Origin of the sequence: Indolivaga macrotermitis (assembly GCF_900128985.1) — a bacterium.
GTDB classification, from domain to species: domain Bacteria; phylum Bacteroidota; class Bacteroidia; order Bacteroidales; family Dysgonomonadaceae; genus Dysgonomonas_A; species Dysgonomonas_A macrotermitis.
Map to the genome: position 1 here is coordinate 54678 of NZ_FQUC01000007.1, position 16972 is coordinate 71649.

14 protein-coding genes are annotated in these 16972 nt (G+C 39.8%); 5 read left to right on the forward strand and 9 right to left on the reverse strand.

Going from position 1 to position 16972, the window contains the following annotated elements:
* The first annotated feature begins 4 nt into the window (after positions 1–4).
* Positions 5–1216: a DUF6051 family protein gene (locus BUC12_RS10530; RefSeq protein ID WP_062179382.1), complete on the forward strand. Its 1212-nt coding sequence runs from the start codon at positions 5–7 to the stop codon at positions 1214–1216.
* A gap of 7 nt (positions 1217–1223) precedes the next feature.
* Here the strand turns inward: BUC12_RS10530 and BUC12_RS10535 are convergent, their stop codons facing one another.
* Together BUC12_RS10535 and BUC12_RS10540 are read right to left on the reverse strand one after the other, a co-directional pair.
* A complete protein-coding gene (locus tag BUC12_RS10535; RefSeq protein ID WP_062179385.1) occupies positions 1224–1715 on the reverse strand; it encodes a metallophosphoesterase family protein in 492 nt (163 codons plus the stop codon).
* A gap of 3 nt (positions 1716–1718) precedes the next feature.
* Positions 1719–2207, reverse strand: a complete 489-nt coding sequence (locus BUC12_RS10540) for a pyridoxamine 5'-phosphate oxidase family protein (RefSeq protein ID WP_062179388.1) — start codon at positions 2205–2207, stop codon at positions 1719–1721.
* Between the two features lie 113 nt (positions 2208–2320).
* Here BUC12_RS10540 and BUC12_RS10545 point away from each other — a divergent pair, with 113 nt between their 5' ends.
* Entirely contained in the window at positions 2321–3388 is a 1068-nt protein-coding gene (locus BUC12_RS10545) for a M20 family metallo-hydrolase (RefSeq protein WP_062179391.1), read from the forward strand.
* A 10-nt stretch (positions 3389–3398) separates the two neighbouring features.
* Here BUC12_RS10545 and BUC12_RS10550 read toward each other — a convergent pair whose 3' ends face one another.
* The 4 genes from BUC12_RS10550 to BUC12_RS10565 form a co-directional block, all read right to left on the reverse strand.
* Positions 3399–5378 (reverse strand): KUP/HAK/KT family potassium transporter, encoded by a 1980-nt coding sequence (locus tag BUC12_RS10550; protein ID WP_062179393.1) that lies wholly within the window; start codon positions 5376–5378, stop codon positions 3399–3401.
* A 112-nt stretch (positions 5379–5490) separates the two neighbouring features.
* Positions 5491–6594 (reverse strand): DegT/DnrJ/EryC1/StrS family aminotransferase, encoded by a 1104-nt coding sequence (locus BUC12_RS10555; protein ID WP_062179396.1) that lies wholly within the window; start codon positions 6592–6594, stop codon positions 5491–5493.
* A gap of 1 nt (position 6595) precedes the next feature.
* Positions 6596–8257: an APC family permease gene (locus tag BUC12_RS10560; RefSeq protein ID WP_062179399.1), complete on the reverse strand. Its 1662-nt coding sequence runs from the start codon at positions 8255–8257 to the stop codon at positions 6596–6598.
* 125 nt (positions 8258–8382) lie between these two features.
* Positions 8383–9648: a DUF2851 family protein gene (locus BUC12_RS10565; RefSeq protein WP_062179403.1), complete on the reverse strand. Its 1266-nt coding sequence runs from the start codon at positions 9646–9648 to the stop codon at positions 8383–8385.
* Positions 9649–9757: 109 nt separating this feature from the next.
* On the opposite strand from BUC12_RS10565, the gene BUC12_RS10570 reads away from it, so the two are divergent.
* Positions 9758–11743 (forward strand): DUF4954 family protein, encoded by a 1986-nt coding sequence (locus BUC12_RS10570; RefSeq protein ID WP_062179406.1) that lies wholly within the window; start codon positions 9758–9760, stop codon positions 11741–11743.
* A 110-nt stretch (positions 11744–11853) separates the two neighbouring features.
* The gene (locus tag BUC12_RS10575) at positions 11854–12090 is read left to right on the forward strand and encodes a YecH family metal-binding protein (RefSeq protein ID WP_062179638.1); all 237 of its coding nucleotides are present in this window, start codon (positions 11854–11856) and stop codon (positions 12088–12090) included.
* A gap of 77 nt (positions 12091–12167) precedes the next feature.
* On the opposite strand, the gene metG is transcribed toward BUC12_RS10575, so the two are convergent.
* A complete protein-coding gene (gene metG, locus BUC12_RS10580; RefSeq protein WP_062179409.1) occupies positions 12168–14207 on the reverse strand; it encodes a methionine--tRNA ligase in 2040 nt (679 codons plus the stop codon).
* A gap of 182 nt (positions 14208–14389) precedes the next feature.
* Between metG and BUC12_RS10585 the strand changes: the two genes are divergently transcribed.
* Complete coding sequence (locus tag BUC12_RS10585) at positions 14390–14827, forward strand: GtrA family protein (RefSeq protein ID WP_062179412.1); 438 nt, start codon at positions 14390–14392, stop codon at positions 14825–14827.
* 6 nt (positions 14828–14833) lie between these two features.
* Here BUC12_RS10585 and BUC12_RS10590 read toward each other — a convergent pair whose 3' ends face one another.
* On the reverse strand, positions 14834–15595 hold the full coding sequence (locus BUC12_RS10590; protein WP_062179415.1) for a TIGR03915 family putative DNA repair protein: 762 nt from the start codon (positions 15593–15595) through the stop codon (positions 14834–14836).
* 17 nt (positions 15596–15612) lie between these two features.
* Positions 15613–16878 (reverse strand): putative DNA modification/repair radical SAM protein, encoded by a 1266-nt coding sequence (locus tag BUC12_RS10595; protein WP_062179418.1) that lies wholly within the window; start codon positions 16876–16878, stop codon positions 15613–15615.
* Between the last annotated feature and the right edge of the window lie 94 nt (positions 16879–16972).

Consider the following 16972-nt stretch of genomic DNA (forward strand, 5'->3'; position numbering starts at 1 on the left):
TTTTATGGAATATGTTGATTTATATAATCATCTGAAAGATATCGAATCTTACGATGAAAACGAAGTCGATATTGATGATAAGACAATACTGAGAAATTTTAATTTCGAATCAAAATACCGTTTTATTCTTCCGGGAGGAGCCGGAAATCTCGATGAATACGAGTATCCGCTAACTGAACCCGATTGTGAACCTGATGTGATTCAGGATATGCTGAACAAAAGGGATGCCGAAATCCTTGAAAATATTAAGTTCAGATACCACATAATCATGCCTAAAACGGAAACTAAAACAAAAGGCGTGGTATTAATGTTTCATGGATTCAACGAAAAACACTGGAATAAATATTTGCCTTGGGCCAGATATATAGTCGAAAAAACAGGGAAATCCGTCATCTTATTTCCTATTGCGTTCCATATGAACCGGGCTCCGGCTATCTGGAGCAATACCCGCGAGATGTATACGATAAGCCAACTCCGGAAAAAAAGACATCCGGATGTTATAGGTTCAAGCCTCTCCAATGTGGCGATCAGTACACGGTTGCACAATAAGCCTCAACGGTTTATATGGTCGGGGCTCCAAACCTACTACGATGTAATCGACCTTATTACGGAGATAAAAAACGATAAGCATCTGTTTATAGATAAAGATACAAGCATAGATCTTTTCTCGTATTCCATCGGTAGTTTTCTTTCCGAAATCCTGATGATGACTAATAAAGACGCTTACTTCTCCAATTCCCGTTTTGTTTCGTTCTGCGGAGGAGCTGTATTTAACCGCCTGTCGCCTGTTTCGAAGTTTATACTGGACAGTGAAGCAAACGTAAGCCTGTATTCATACATAGTGGAACACCTGGAAAGCCATATGAAGCGTGACGAAGTGCTGCGTCATTATCTCAGTGAGATTCACCCGGAAGGAGTTAATTTCCGGAGCATGCTCAATTATAAAACTCTCACCCGGTATCGCGAGCAAAAGTTCAGAGAGATGAGCGACCGCATCTATGCTATTACATTAAGCGAAGACACCGTAGTTCCGGCATACGAAGTTATCAACACGTTGCAAGGTGTGAACAGAGATATACCTATCAAAGTCGATGTATTGGACTTTCCTTATAAATATACTCACGAAGATCCGTTCCCCGCACTGAATAACATAAAAGAACAGGTTACCGGGCAATTTATAAAAACATTTGATTTAGTTTGTGATTTTCTTAAATAATATACGGCTAATCTGATAATTCTATTACTTCCAGATCTCTGATATTACCGTCTTCGACAATAAAGCGAAGCAGGGTACGGACTTTATGAAACCCATATTTACCTGCCGCACCGGGATTTATATCGAGACAGGTATACTTCTTATCATACATCACTTTGAGTATGTGCGAATGTCCACAGATAAATAACTTCGGAGGATTGGTCTGGAGAATATTCCTTACACGGGGATCGTATCTTCCGGGATAACCTCCGATATGAGTCATCAAAACATCTACACCTTCAATGGTAAACCGGAGAAATTCGGGATAAGCAGCACGTAAATCTGCTCCGTCAATATTGCCGTACACTGCCCGGAATGGTTTGAAAGCCTCGAACTTCAATGCTAAACCAACCGTACCTATATCACCGGCATGCCATACCTCGTCGCAATCGGCAAAATGAATTTTATATTTTTCGTCCCAATAGCTATGCGTATCAGACAATAGACCTATCTTTTTCATTTCTTATTTGTATTGATGGGATTCTTTGTAAGGAACTCCAAACAACCGTCCCGAAACTTTTTCTATTTCTACTTTCCATACTTTGACATTACGTACAGCAGGATCGGAATACTTAAATTTCTGGTCAGAGTATTGTTCCATAAGAATATCGAGAATATTTACTTTCTCTTCAAAGTCCTCCACAAAATCGACCTTACCCTTGCAAATCACACTGCTACCCCGTACACGATAGCTACAGGCTACTTCTTCATTCTGGTGTGTTATTTCCGAATCGGTACAGAAAGTTATACACACATTCGGATTTTGAGTCAATGAACGGATGGCATTTCCTTCGGGTCCCGAATGCAGGTATACCACATCGTTTTTGTACCCGAAATTCATTGGGATAACATACGGAAATCCTTCGGTATCAATCATACCGACAAAACATTCCTTACAACTTCTGATTGTTCCTTCTATAAATTCGCGTTCTTCGATAGGGATAGTGACCATTGTATTGTAGTTAAGTTTTCTTTGATAACAAAGATAAGGAAGTTCGAGTAAATATTTCACTACCTTTGTTATCGGTTTATCTAATTATTAATTCTACAGATACCATACCGACAATGGCTCAAGATATAGACGAATTGTACTACGAAGCAGTAGAGCTTTTGAAAAAAATGATTTCCATCCCATCGTTCAGCAGAGAGGAAAATGAAGTTGCGGATATGATCGAAATGTATATCCGTGCAAAAGGCCACTTGCCTTCGAGGATTGGCAACAATATCTGGATAAAGTCTCCGGACTATTCCGAAACAAAACCAACTATACTACTCAATTCGCATATCGACACAGTGAAGCCGGTTTCAGCATGGACTAAAAACCCTTTTGAGCCTGTTATTGATGATAACCGCCTATATGGCTTGGGCAGTAATGACGCAGGAGCCAGTGTGGTAAGTCTATTACATGCATTCTTCATGTTAACGGAAAAACCTCAGGACTATAACCTTATATTTCTGGCTTCGTGCGAAGAAGAAGTTTCCGGAAAAAACGGTGTGGAATTAGCTTTGCAATCCATACCTCAACCCAATTTTGCTATTGTAGGAGAACCTACCGGAATGAATCCGGCTGTAGCTGAAAAAGGATTAATGGTTCTTGACTGTACTGCACACGGCGAGTCGGGCCATGCAGCGCGGAACGAGGGCATAAATGCTATTTATAAAGCGCTTAAAGATATAGAATGGTTTAGAAAACATGAGTTTGCAGACTCAAGCGATCTGCTAGGCCCGGTTAAGATGACAGTTACCATGATCAGTTCAGGCACACAACACAATGTAGTGCCGGATACGTGCTCTTTTGTTGTAGATGTCCGCAGCAACGAATGCTATTCTAACCAGGAACTTTTCGAGATTATAAATAAATATACCGACTGTGAAGTAAAGCCACGCTCATTCAGGCTTAATTCGTCGAAAATAGCTTTGGAAAATCCTTTTGTGCAAAGGGCTATTATAGCCGGTTTGGAGCCATATGGCTCTCCTACCCTGTCGGATCAGGCTCTAATGAACTTTCCTTCAGTAAAAATGGGGCCCGGCGAGTCAGCACGCTCACATACTGCTGATGAATATATCATTCTGGATGAGATACGTGAAGCCATCGAATATTATTTCAAATTACTTAACGGTCTGATTATTTAAAGACAGACCATTACTTCTGTTCATTCCCCCCAAATTCTGATGTATGAAGTAATTTCGATAAAATATCATCTTTGTGGTTAACATTTACCAATGGGACAGTTTCTACAACAGCAAAAGACGGGTCGAGATCGAGCATTTGCGTATCGGATGTACTAAGTCGTTTTACTAAATTATAGAAGGCAAGTATAATTTGCTGTCCAGCGCTTAATTCTATATTACGGAAAATACGATCTACCACAAAGAAGGCAAAATCGCCCCGTGCTCCATGCATAGATGGATATCTGGACTCGAGATTTACCAGATTTTCCTTCTCCATCTTATTACATATCAGCCTCACATACTTATCGGCATGGACTCCTACCTTAAAACCTATACGAAGGTCGATACGGAAGACTTTACCGGGAACAAAAGTTTTTACATCGTACTCAAATTCATAGGGGCTATCTGTTCTTTTGATCCGGACAAACCAATAGGTATCAGCCCGCTTCGGGAACTTATTGAATAACGAATAGGTGATCTTACTCTCAAGTGCATTTTTATTATTGGCACTGGTAATATAAACCAGATTGGTCGCACTTTTGGGTATAGTCGAGTCTTCGCTAATTTCATTGATATGGTTCAGATACGCTTCATTTATCTGATCATAAGTAGTATAGTGCCTTTTGATTCTTCGTCCGTTAAACCACGAATACATCATAAAGAATATGATACCTGCTATGAATATCGAAGCGAAACCGCCATGCGCAAATTTCTGCATATTCGCAACAAAGAAACTAAATTCAATCACGAAAAAGAAAATCGATATCGGAAGGCTAAACCACAGAGGCTTACGCGTCTCCCTGAAATAAAGGAATAACAGCATGGTAGTCATCAACATACTTAGTGTTATTGCCAAACCATAAGCAGCTTCGAGACGTGACGACGATTCGAACATCAATATGATAATAATACAAAGTATCATCATTATAAAATTGATCGAAGGAATATACATCTGCCCTTTTATGTTGGTCGGGTACTTTATCTTCACATTAGGCCAGAGATTCAGAGAAATTGCTTCACTGATAACTGTAAACGATCCGCTTATCAATGCCTGGCTCGCAATAATAGAAGCAGCTGTGGCCATCAGTACTCCGATAAAACTAAACCACGAAGGCATCATTGCAAAGAAAGGATTGATACCATGTTGAACGATTCCCGGATTGTCGATAATCCATGCCGCCTGCCCCAGATAATTAATGATAAGCATCGATTTCACAAATATCCATGATATCTGAATATTTTTTAAGCCACAATGCCCTAAGTCCGAATATAAAGCCTCGGCACCCGTAGTACAAAGGAATACCGCCCCCAGTATAAACATTGTGTGAGGGGCATGTATCAGGAATCGAATGGCATACATCGGGTTAAATGCTTTGAATACACTAAAATCGTGGATGACATGGCTCGCTCCTACTATACCCATCATTATAAACCAAGCGAGCATCATGGTTCCAAAATATTTACCGAGTGAACCTGTTCCCAATGGTTGAATAAGGAACAGTCCGATAACGATAACTAATGTGGCCGGAACAATAGGTACTTCGGGTACAATATTATTCAGCCCTTCCATAGAGGTTATTACAGTCATCGCCGGAGTAATAATTCCATCGGCAAGTAGAGTCGCAGCGCCGAGCGCAGCTATAATGTATGCCCAACGGAATTTTTGTCTGATCAAAGCATACAGAGCCAATATACCTCCTTCACCGTTATTATCGGCTCTCAAGGTAAGTATTACATATTTTAATGTAGTCTGAATAGTCAAAGTCCATATAACACAAGAAACAGCACCGATTATATAATCGGGTCTCGACAACTGATTATCAGGCAATGCCTCCAGGATCGACTTCATTACATAGAGAGGCGAAGTACCTATATCGCCGTACACCACCCCGATAGCCATTATAATACCTAATGGACCAAAGGGAACTCTATGCTTTTTGTTTGTACCCATAGTGTGTCTAATAATTTAACCGGAAACCGGCCTTTTATCAAAGATTTTAAGTAACTAATTAAATATTACTGTTTAACTAAATATATCTATTGTTCGATCCGGCAACAAATAATTACAATTGGAAACCGTTCAATACATCGCAAACCAAATCGACATCTCCCGATTGTAATGCAACATGTAAAGGCAGGCTCAATATTTCTCCGGCGATTTGCTCTGTAACAGGAAACGACAAACCATTCCACTCCTTATATGCCTCCTGTTTATGAGGAGGTACAGGATAATGAACTTGAGTCTGGACTCCATTATCTAACAAATATTGCTGCAATTTGTTTCTTTCCGTACAACGCACTACAAATAAATGGAATACATGTTGGTGTATATCTGAAACAAGAGGTAAGACTATTGATTTATTTGTTATTTTATCCAAGTATTGTCCTGCAAGATTCCTTCTCGCAGAGATTTCGTCTTCCAGATATTTTAGTTTTACAGAAAGAACCGCTGCTTGTATTTCATCCAAACGGGAATTCTTTCCCTTATATTTATTAATGTATTTAGTTGTCGTACCGTAATTGGCCAATGACCTTATTATCTGTTGTAGTTCGGTATCATTCGTAGTCACAGCCCCTGCATCGCCCAATGCTCCCAGATTTTTAGTCGGATAAAAACTGAATGCGGTAGCATCACACAAATTTCCGGCTTTCTGTCCATCGCAAACTGCTCCATGAGCCTGAGCGGCATCGTCTATTAGCTTCAGGTTATATTTTTCGGCTATATTTTTCAGTTCCCTCATGGGTGATAGCTGTCCATAAAGATGGACTGTAAGTATTGCCTTAGTACGGTTGGTTATTTTTTCTTCTATTTTTCGGGGGTCGATATTATATGTATTTATATCAGGCTCTACCAAAATAGGAGTCATACCATTTTCACTGATAGCTAATATAGTTGCGATATATGTGTTGGCAGGAACAATTATTTCATCTCCCTCACTGAATATTCCCTGTTGTTTGTAGGCATCGATTATTAAAGATATAGCATCAAAACCGTTTCCCACCCCGATGCAATATCTAGCTCCGCAGTATCGGGAAAAAGATGACTCAAACATCTCCACTTCTTTGCCCAAGATATACCATCCCGAACGTACTACACGCAGTATAGCTTCTTCAATCTCTGACAGATGCTGCGAATTAGTTTCTCTGAGGTCTAAAAATGAAATCATCTTATTCTTTATTTGAGGCGGCTAATTTACTCTTTTTATGTCCATAAAGAAAATAAACGATCAAACCGATAATTAACCAGATCAAAAACATATACCAGTTAGACCACCCCAACTCGGTCATTAAGTATAAGTTTATCAGTATACCCACTGTCGGTAATAATGAGAACCGGAACCGGTAGGCAGCAATTGATAACCCGATCCATGTCAACCAGAATATAAGTAGCAAGGGCTTTTCCTCAATGATTGATTTATAGTCCATCTTAAAGAGGAAAAAGGCAGCCATTGCCAGAAACAAAAGACCTACGATATATTGCCCGTTGATATACGGTACTTTGAATTTGGCCTTTTTACTATAACCTTTATAATCAAGATAAAGAACACCCGAACATACTGTTATGAATGCAAAGAATGTCCCTACACTTGTCAGATCGACAACAAATTGCATATCCAGAAACAGAGAAGGAACACAAACCAGAATACCTGCAACGATAGTAGCAAATGTAGGAGTCTTGTACTTAGGATGTACTTTTCCGAAACGGGGCCAAAGAAGGCCATCGCGGCTCATAGTCATCCATATACGGGGCTGCCCTATCTGAAATACCAATATGGCGCTGGTAATAGCTACGACAGCACTAACCGAAACGATTCCGGCAATCATATCCATATCCACTTTCTGGAAAACATAAGCTAACGGATCATCCACACCCAGTTCTTTAAAATTGACCATGCCCGTCAATACAAGTGTTATGCCTATATACAATACAGTACAGACCGCCAGACAGTAAAGCATGGCACGGGGCATATCTCGTTGTGGGTTTTTACACTCTTCGGCAGTGGTGGATATCGAGTCGAACCCTATAAATGAAAAGAATACAGCGGCTACACCACCGAGGACGCCTTGTATACCATTAGGGGCAAATGGCGACCAGTTCTCGGGCTTTACAAAAAAACACCCTGCGAAAATAACCAGTAGTATAATTCCTATTTTAAGAAATACAAGTAAATTATTTACAACCTTGGATTCTTTAATCCCGACAAAAACCAGAACGCTTAATATGGCAATAATTGCTCCGGCAGGGATATTTACAAGGACTTTCATTCCCATAAATACGGGCGCGGTACGATATGTTTCGGAGGCCAATAAAACATTAGACGGTAAATCTGTTGCTCCCGAAAGCGCCTGTTTATATGCCTCATATGCAGACAAATAGCCAATAGACAGGTAGTGTGGCCAATGCAATCCAAAACCTTCGAGCATAGTAGTAAAATAACCCGACCACGAAATAGCTATAACCATATTAGAGACAGCATATTCGAGTATCAGAGCCCAACCGATAGCCCAGGCAAATAATTCGCCCAATGTTGCATATGTATAGGTATAAGCACTTCCGCTGGTAGAGATCATGGACGCAAACTGGGCATAACAAAGAGCTGTGAATACGCAGGCAAAAGCCACAAACACAAATAACAATGATACAGCAGGACCACCATTGAAAGCCGCCCGCCCTATTGTACTGAAAATACCTGCGCCGATTATAGCTGCAATACCAAATAATGTGAGGTCTTTAACACCCAAAACTCTCTTTAACCCATAATCGGATATCTCTTCGCCGTATCCTCCCCTACTAATATCTTTCCTTCTAAATAACGATTTTACATCCATCAACTAACCTTATTGTTGTGAATTGTGATAAGAAACCTCTTGTTTCTCTTTTTCTGAATCAGAACGATCAGCAAAAGTAAGTCTTTAGATTTGAAATACTTTGATTTTTGTAAATAATAATACATTCATTTACCCGAGAGTATCCTATAGCCTATTCTGCAATACAAGCATTTCCGCTTCTCACAATATTCGCGCTTAAGCTGTATCAATGCCTGTGTGTCGTATGCGTTCCGGCTCATTAATCCATAGTTGGCAAACTGCTTTATAATAGAATTCGATTCTGGTTTAATTGTTTCCAGAAAACCGATAGCCCGGTCTATATACGATTCATCGTTAATACGCTTCCCGTATGAGAAAACCAATGGCACTACGGCGTTAATAATCATCACATCCAGTGAGGCATCTCCTATATATTTATTTTTACGGGGAGATTCTTCTCCGAAAAAATAATGTGTCTGCCAGTATTCTGATGCATTAACCTGAAACAAAAGGCGTATCTGCCCTACGTCTTTGCTCGACAATACTTTGGCACATACACCCTGAATATTTTGCAGTAAGGCCGCCAACTGGGCAATACGTATTACAGGCGACCCCGTAGGACGGCTGCGTAAGTTCCGGAATATCTCCTTACTTAGCGGAATTAAGGAATATTTATTTCGTAAAAAATCATATTCCTGCTTTAGCCTTTCGAGGTAACTATCCGTTTTATCCGATTCGGATAACAATCCTGCCTGTCCGAAAAGGAGAGCTTCGATCTGTAGCAGATTATCCCCCTGTTTCAATATATATTTCAAGGGAAGGCTCAAAGCTAACCTCTCGAATGCATCCGAATTGAGACCAAATCCCATAGACCGGCTAAGGATAACATAAAAGACATCTGCCCACGAACTTTCGAGCCGTTCGTACAAACGGATAATATCTCCGGATTTACGTTCTAATCGTTCGAGCATCAAAGAGTTGATCCAACCGTTTATATGCAAAGACGGTATATCACGAAGGTAGTTACAACAAGGAACTGATACATCGGCGCTCAAAAGGAAATCGATATTTTCTTTAATGTGCTTCGGATATTTGATCTCACATTGAGGAATAATCCGCCCATCTTCGTTCCTTATTTCACATGTTGCACGCTCTACTACGTGAAGTATTACTGAGTTATACCCCTTATCGGTATCGTGCTTATGGTGTTTCCATTCTTCGGAAGAAGTATGTATTTCTACATTGCCTGCCCAGACATTATCATTTACCTTTATCTTGACATTGAAGAAGTCGGGACCCTGATCCGTATTATATAAACCGACATCCAAAACCTCAATGGGAGTGCCGTCTGTCATAGTCAGATCGTTTTGGAATAGCCTGTGTTTCCAGACATAATGTAATATTTGTTCCATAGTTCAGTATGGGTTGTGTTGTTTTTAAAATTCAAGGTACAAAAAAAGTAAGAATCTGAAAATATTTTTATGATATTTGCGTTAGAAGTGTAAGTTTATACCCTTAAATATGACATATAGAAAATTAACTGTCTCTGAAATAGAAAAATTACAGGCTCAAGCCTGCACCTCCCAAAACTGGGATATAATAACTGTTCATCCTAATTTCGATACCCAATATATTCACCAAGTCAACTTTTCCGGGGATATCCGGTTAGGCTACTTTGAGTCCGAATTCGATCTTCCGGGAGGTCTGAAAAAACATTCGGGATTGAAGAATGTTTGTCTGCACAATTGTACTATCGGAAATAATGTACTTATAAACAATGTACATAATTATATAGCCAATTACGAAATTGATGACGATACATTTATTGAAAATCTGGAATTGATGTATGTCGAGGGTAGAACCTCTTTTGGTAATGGTGTACAGGCCTCTGTTTTGAACGAAACCGGCGGTCGCGAAGTATCTATTAATGATAAGCTAAGTGCTCATTTTGCATATATACACTCTTTTTATCGCCACCGTCCTCTGCTGGTTCAGAAAATGGAAGAAATCGTACAACGTTATGTCAACGAAGTTACCTCTGATATAGGTACTATCGGCAAAAATGTACGCATTACCAATACCGGAACTATTAAAAATGTACGTATAGGAGATTGTGCTGTTATTGAAGGATCTCGTATTATTGAAAACGGAAGTATAAACAGTAATGAATACGATCCGGTACATGTCGGCTATAATGTGATGATCAAAGATTTCATTATCTGTTCAGGATCACGTATTGAAGACGGAACGATGCTTGCCAGATGCTTTATCGGACAAGCTTGTGAGTTAGGTCATACTTATTCTGCCAGTGACTCCCTGTTTTTCAGTAATTGTCAGGGAGAGAATGGCGAAGCATGTGCCATCTTTGCAGGGCCTTATACTGTTACCCATCATAAATCCACTTTGCTTATTTCCGGCATGTTTTCTTTCATGAATGCAGGATCGGGTTCTAATCAAAGCAACCATATGTATAAGTTAGGTCCAATTCATCAGGGAGTAATGGAACGTGGTGGTAAAACTACCAGCGATTCGTACATTTTATGGCCTGCCAGAATCGGAGCATTTTCTCTTGTAATGGGACGCCATTACCGGAATTCGGATACTTCAAAAATGCCATTTTCATACCTGATTGAGAATAATGACGAGACAGTACTTGTTCCCGGTGTTAACTTACGAAGTGTAGGTACAATCCGCGACGCTCAGAAATTTCCGAAACGGGACAAACGTAAAGATCCTAATCAACTGGATCAAATCAACTTCAACCTTTTGAGCCCTTATACCGTTCAGAAGATGTTTCAGGGAATAGAAGCCCTGAAAGCACTCCAGGAAACAGGAGGTGAGTCGTCTCAAACATATACTTATCAAAGTTGTCGGATCAATGGTACATCTTTAAAAAGGGGAATTAAATATTACAATATAGCGATCACCAAATTTTTAGGGAACTCTATTATCTCTCGTTTAAAAAATTGTGCTTGCAAAAGCAACGAAGAGATAAGGGAAGCATTAAATCCGACCACTACCGACGGATTATTCCAATGGAGAGATCTTGCAGGACTACTTGCTCCCAGCACAAAAATAGATGACTTAATTGATGATATAGAAGCTGGAAAACTGACTCAAATGGAAGAGGTAAATAAGGTATTTGCCGAACTTCATAAAAACTACTACGAGCTGGAGTGGACATGGGCATGGGATAAGATACAAACGTATTTCGAAGTTAGCCTTGAAACAATTACCGCGAAAGATATTATTGATATTGTAGAGAAATGGAAAGACGCTGTGATCTCTCTTGACAAAATGATATATGATGACGCCAAGAAAGAATTTTCGCTTCCTACACGCATTAGTTTTGGTTTGGATGGAAATAAAAGAGACCAGAAAATCGACTTTGAACGGGTTCGGGGTGTTTTCGAGAAGAATGCTTTTGTTGAAGCTGTTTTAGAGCATATTAAGGTTAAGACCCAACTGGGCGATAATACGATTAAAAAGTTAGAGCAAACCGTATAATTTATATAACTGTGCTCATAAAAATTTATCCTTAGATGTAACATATGTTACATACTTCTGGAAGGCAAACCTCTATCTTTGTATTATCAATATAGAAAAAGGTTATGAATATGGAACAAAAACATGCTCACGAAGTTTTACATATGATGAATGGTAACAGCTATACCGAAGAATCTTTGGCTCAATCTATTAAAGATAATTTTGGAGAAGATCAAAGATTTTATGCCTGCTCGGCGGAAGGTATGGATATACCTGAATTAATTGAATTCCTTAAGATGAAAGGGAAGTTTATGCCTGCTAAAGAAGAAGAATTTACTGTGGATATAAGCAAAGTTTGCAATCACTAAATCATTATTCTCATTATAAGACAAAGGCTTACCCTATAAGAGTAAGCCTTTGTTATTTATTGGTTATAATCGGTATATCATCCTACTTTACTTCCCGGAGTAATTAGCGCAGATGGCTGTATAAGCGATAAACTTCCGTCGGCATTTTCGGCTGATAATAACATACCGCACGATTCGATCCCACGCAGTTTGCGAGGCTCAAGGTTAGCGATAAAACAAACCTGACGACCGACTAATTCTTCAGGTTTATACCACTGGGCAATTCCTGAAATAATTGTACGCTTAGATATACCATCATCAATAAGGAATTGTAATAATTTGTCGGCTTTAGGAACCTTTATACACTCCAGTACTGTTCCCACACGAATATCTACCTTCTCAAAATCGGGGAACTGTATTGATGGTTTTACGGGAGCAGCTTTATATTCTGAAGCCTCATTGGCCTTTTTGGTATCTAAAAGTTTCTGAACTTGCTTTTCGATAGTTTCATCTTCTATTTTAGCAAACAGTAAATCTGCTGCATTCAACTGATGTCCCGTTGGCAGAATATCCACTTTACCTAACTGTTCCCAGGCCAGAGTTTCGACATTCAGCATATGCTGCAATTTATCGGCACTAAATGGCAGGAACGGTTCAAAAGCAATTGCAAGATTAGCCGCTATCTGCAACGAAATATTGAGGATAGTTTCGGTACGGGGCATATCCGATTTGGCAGTCTTCCAAGGTTCGGTATCAGCCAGATATTTGTTTCCGATACGTGCCAGATTCATAGCTTCTTTCAGAGCATCGCGGAAACGGTATGTTTCGAGATATTTCTCTACCTCTTCTTTTACATTTGTAAACTCGGCTAATGTATCCTTATCATAATCGGTCAGTTCATGACAAGCAGGAACTTTGCCCTCAAAGTATTTATGGGTAAGCACCATTGCCCGGTTGACAAAGTTACCGAAGATGGCTACCAGTTCATTATTATTACGAGCCTGAAAGTCCTTCCATGTAAAGTCATTGTCTTTAGTTTCAGGTGCATTTGCAGTAAGAACATAACGGAGTACATCTTGCTGTCCGGGGAAATCTTCGAGATACTCATGTAACCATACCGCCCAGTTACGCGAAGTAGATATTTTATCTCCTTCGAGATTCAAAAATTCATTTGCGGGAACATTCTCCGGTAAAATAAATGAACCTTCGGCTTTCAACATCGCAGGGAATACAATACAATGGAACACTATATTGTCTTTCCCGATAAAGTGCAGCAGCTTTGTATCTTCGTCCTTCCACCATTTTTCCCAACTCTCAGGTAGTAATTCTTTCGTGTTTGAGATATAGCCGATCGGAGCGTCGAACCAGACATAAAGCACCTTGCCTTCGGCTCCTTCGAGAGGAATAGGCACTCCCCAATCTAAATCACGGCTTACGGCACGGGGTTGTAATCCCATATCGAGCCACGATTTGCATTGTCCGTATACATTCGACTTCCACTCTTTATGATCTTCTAGTATCCATTGTCTCAACCAGCTTTCGTGCTTATCAAGAGGTAGATACCAGTGTTTTGTTTCTCTCATCACAGGTGTTTTACCCGAAATCGTCGATCTTGGGTTCTTAAGATCCGTAGGGCTTAATGATGTTCCGCACGATTCGCACTGGTCCCCATAAGCATTGGGGTTACCGCAATGTGGACATTCTCCCATAATATAGCGGTCGGCTAAGAACATCTTAGCCTCTTCATCGTAATATTGTTCGCTCGTTTTTTCTTCGAATTCGCCTTTGTTATATAGTTTCAAGAAAAAATCGGAAGCTGTTTTTTTATGAATTTCGGAACTCGTACGAGAATATATATCGAACGCTATTCCGAACTCTTCAAACGATTTCTTGATTATTCCGTGGTACTTATCTACAATATCCTGTGGTGTTACTCCTTCCTTCTTTGCCCGGATAGTAATGGGTACACCATGTTCGTCAGACCCTCCGATAAACAGTACCTCTTTACCTTTCAATCGCAAGTATCTTACATAAATGTCCGCAGGAATGTAAACCCCTGCCAAGTGTCCGATATGCACAGGCCCATTGGCATAAGGAAGTGCAGATGTAACTAATGTTCTATTAAATTTCTTACTCATAATCAAGATCGAATATAGCGGAAGACGGTCTCTGCCATCTTAATTTTTGTCAAAAAGAGTACAAATATACTAAGATATAAGGAATAATAAGAAGCAGAGAATACCTTTCTTGAAATTTAGACCCAAAACTAGAAATAAAGGGAGATAATACTTACATTCGCCTTTGCAAACTCAAAAAAACGATGTACACTATTTCCAACACTTTTAAACAGTTTATCAAATATGCGATTGTCGGCATAGTCGGAGCTATTATCGACTGGGCTTTATTCTTTATCCTACGCGATCTTCTAGATTTCAACTATATTTTAGCTCACATCATTAGTTCAGTCGCAGCTATCATTAATAATTTCTTATTAAATACCTACTTTACTTTTAAAGTAAAGGATAAGATGTTGAAGCGTGGAATGTCTTTCTTATTTATTGGCCTAATTGGGTTAATTATAGGCACGATCCTTCTTCCTGTAACTGTTAACCTTATATCCTTTTTCAAAGATCAACATATAAATATGCTTGATGAAAAAACAATACAGTCCATTTCAAAACTAATAGTAACTATAATTATAGCCTTAGGGCAATTTACATTCAATAAATTTCTGACTTTCAGAAAAGATAATCAATAAAAGTCGTTATTGTTTTTCAGTCAGATACTTCCAAAAACGTTTTGGCATATGCTGGCGTTGTAAGCGTAGATTGATTCGTTCTTTAATAGTCATAGATTTAAAATACCCTTTCCATAGCTCCTGAAAGAGCTTCTCATCCTCAGCCATCAGGTTCTCATCCAGTTTACCGCTGAGCAGGTGATTGTCGTCGGTTAAAGTAATTTCGGAAGTAGTTTTTAAGTCGTAATAATAACCATATTTTCGTTTCAGATCATAAATAACCCATTTCTGATCGGCAAAGCGGTCTGTAAAATGGTCTACGGCAATCGGCAGAGCATTATAAACGGGTGAAACGGGAGCAAAAAATATGTCATCTGCCGCTTTCTGAAAACGGACAAACATACGCAGGTATTGTGCCTCATGGCTCACCTTACGGGCTATCTGATGAATCTCAAGAACATCACTATCTCCAAAATTGGTCTCGATAGACACTTTGCTGTCTATTGCTTTACGGATATACCGGAAAAGAAGATCGTCACAACCTTCGGCTTCCGATAGCCATGCATGGGTAATCATGTTACAGGCCAGTTTAGACAGTTTCTTTTCGAGCGCTGTCCACACCCTGACAGACTTATCCTCCTGAGTCAATACTGTATAACTGTCATCCATAAACAAAGGGGCAATATCTCCTTCTCCCAACAATTTGTCGGGAAAGGTCTTGCGGCTGTACGCATCGAAAACGGCAGTCAACAAGCCCTCAAATGTCTTATCATAAAAGAAAACAAGCATTTTAAAGAATGAGGTATTTAGTCGGGAAAAATAATTTTCATCTGCTGATCATCATCTCCTTTGCGCTTTTTAGGCTCGGTCAATATTTTTCTCAAGTGTTCAGGAGTCGTTTCATTCACTGTATACATAGGTAACTCGTTACAGGTAATAAAATATTGAGCCTTCTTCATTACAATACCCATCTTTTTTAACTGCGAAGCATTTAACCTGCCATAGCGACGTGAAGTAACGATCAGCTTTGCCGATTTCACACCAATGCCCGGCACACGGAGGATCATCGAATAATCGGCACGATTAATATCAACCGGAAACATTTCGGGATGCCGCAGTGCCCATGCCAACTTAGGATCAATATCGAGGTCGAGGTTAGGAAAACGGTCATCAACAATCTCATCTGCACGGAACTCATAGAAACGCATCAGCCAATCGGCCTGATATAGACGGTTCTCCCTTACCAAAGGAGCGCTAGCCAGTACCGGCAGACGCTTATCGTAACTATTTACGGGAATAAAGCCCGAATAGTATACACGCTTCATACTCGGACGCTTGTAGAGTAATGCTGATAAACGAATAATATCCTTATCAGTCTCATTGGTTGCTCCGACTATCATTTGGGTACTTTGTCCGGCAGGTACAAAACGGGGAGTCGAACGTATACGTTTACGGTCTTCGATACTTTGGAGCATTCCCTGCTGAATGTAGCGCATGGGTTGGAATACGCTGATATGATCTTTTTCCGGTGCAAGAAGTTTCAGATTTTGCTCTGTCGGTATTTCGAGGTTGACACTCATACGGTCGGCATACAATCCGGCTTCGTTTACCAACTCCTGACTGGCTCCGGGTATGCTTTTCATATGGATATAGCCATTGAAGCGGTGAATAGTCCGTAATTCTTTTATTACACGCACCATACGTTCCATCGTATAATCGGGATTATTAATAACTCCCGAACTAAGAAATAAGCCTTCGATATAATTTCGCCTGTAGAACTGAATTGTCAGGTCGACCAACTCATTTACGGTGAACGTAGCACGCCGTATATCGTTACTCCTCCGGTTGATGCAATACGCACAATCATAGATACAATTGTTGGTAAGCATAATCTTCAGCAACGACACACACCGTCCGTCTTCCGTAAAGCTATGACAGATGCCCATGCCTCCTACAGTGTTACCCAAGGTGCCCACTTTATTCTTACGGACAGTACCACTCGAGGAGCACGACACATCGTATTTAGCCGACTCGGCAAGAACTTTAAGTTTCTCTAATACAGCGTCATTCATCGTATTACAAAGTAAGGAATTTTAGACAAAAGACCTATTAGAAAAAGTATTAAAAGCTTACTTTTTGTTGATAAAGTTTGTTGATACCTATAAA

Coding starts and splice junctions, on each gene's coding strand:
- BUC12_RS10530 (WP_062179382.1), top strand. CDS start 5: ATGGAATATGTTGATTTATATAATCATCTGAAAGATATCGAATCTTAC.
- BUC12_RS10535 (WP_062179385.1), bottom strand. CDS start 1,715: ATGAAAAAGATAGGTCTATTGTCTGATACGCATAGCTATTGGGACGAA.
- BUC12_RS10540 (WP_062179388.1), bottom strand. CDS start 2,207: ATGGTCACTATCCCTATCGAAGAACGCGAATTTATAGAAGGAACAATC.
- BUC12_RS10545 (WP_062179391.1), top strand. CDS start 2,321: ATGGCTCAAGATATAGACGAATTGTACTACGAAGCAGTAGAGCTTTTG.
- BUC12_RS10550 (WP_062179393.1), bottom strand. CDS start 5,378: ATGGGTACAAACAAAAAGCATAGAGTTCCCTTTGGTCCATTAGGTATT.
- BUC12_RS10555 (WP_062179396.1), bottom strand. CDS start 6,594: ATGATTTCATTTTTAGACCTCAGAGAAACTAATTCGCAGCATCTGTCA.
- BUC12_RS10560 (WP_062179399.1), bottom strand. CDS start 8,257: ATGGATGTAAAATCGTTATTTAGAAGGAAAGATATTAGTAGGGGAGGA.
- BUC12_RS10565 (WP_062179403.1), bottom strand. CDS start 9,648: ATGGAACAAATATTACATTATGTCTGGAAACACAGGCTATTCCAAAAC.
- BUC12_RS10570 (WP_062179406.1), top strand. CDS start 9,758: ATGACATATAGAAAATTAACTGTCTCTGAAATAGAAAAATTACAGGCT.
- BUC12_RS10575 (WP_062179638.1), top strand. CDS start 11,854: ATGGAACAAAAACATGCTCACGAAGTTTTACATATGATGAATGGTAAC.
- metG (WP_062179409.1), bottom strand. CDS start 14,207: ATGAGTAAGAAATTTAATAGAACATTAGTTACATCTGCACTTCCTTAT.
- BUC12_RS10585 (WP_062179412.1), top strand. CDS start 14,390: ATGTACACTATTTCCAACACTTTTAAACAGTTTATCAAATATGCGATT.
- BUC12_RS10590 (WP_062179415.1), bottom strand. CDS start 15,595: ATGCTTGTTTTCTTTTATGATAAGACATTTGAGGGCTTGTTGACTGCC.
- BUC12_RS10595 (WP_062179418.1), bottom strand. CDS start 16,878: ATGAATGACGCTGTATTAGAGAAACTTAAAGTTCTTGCCGAGTCGGCT.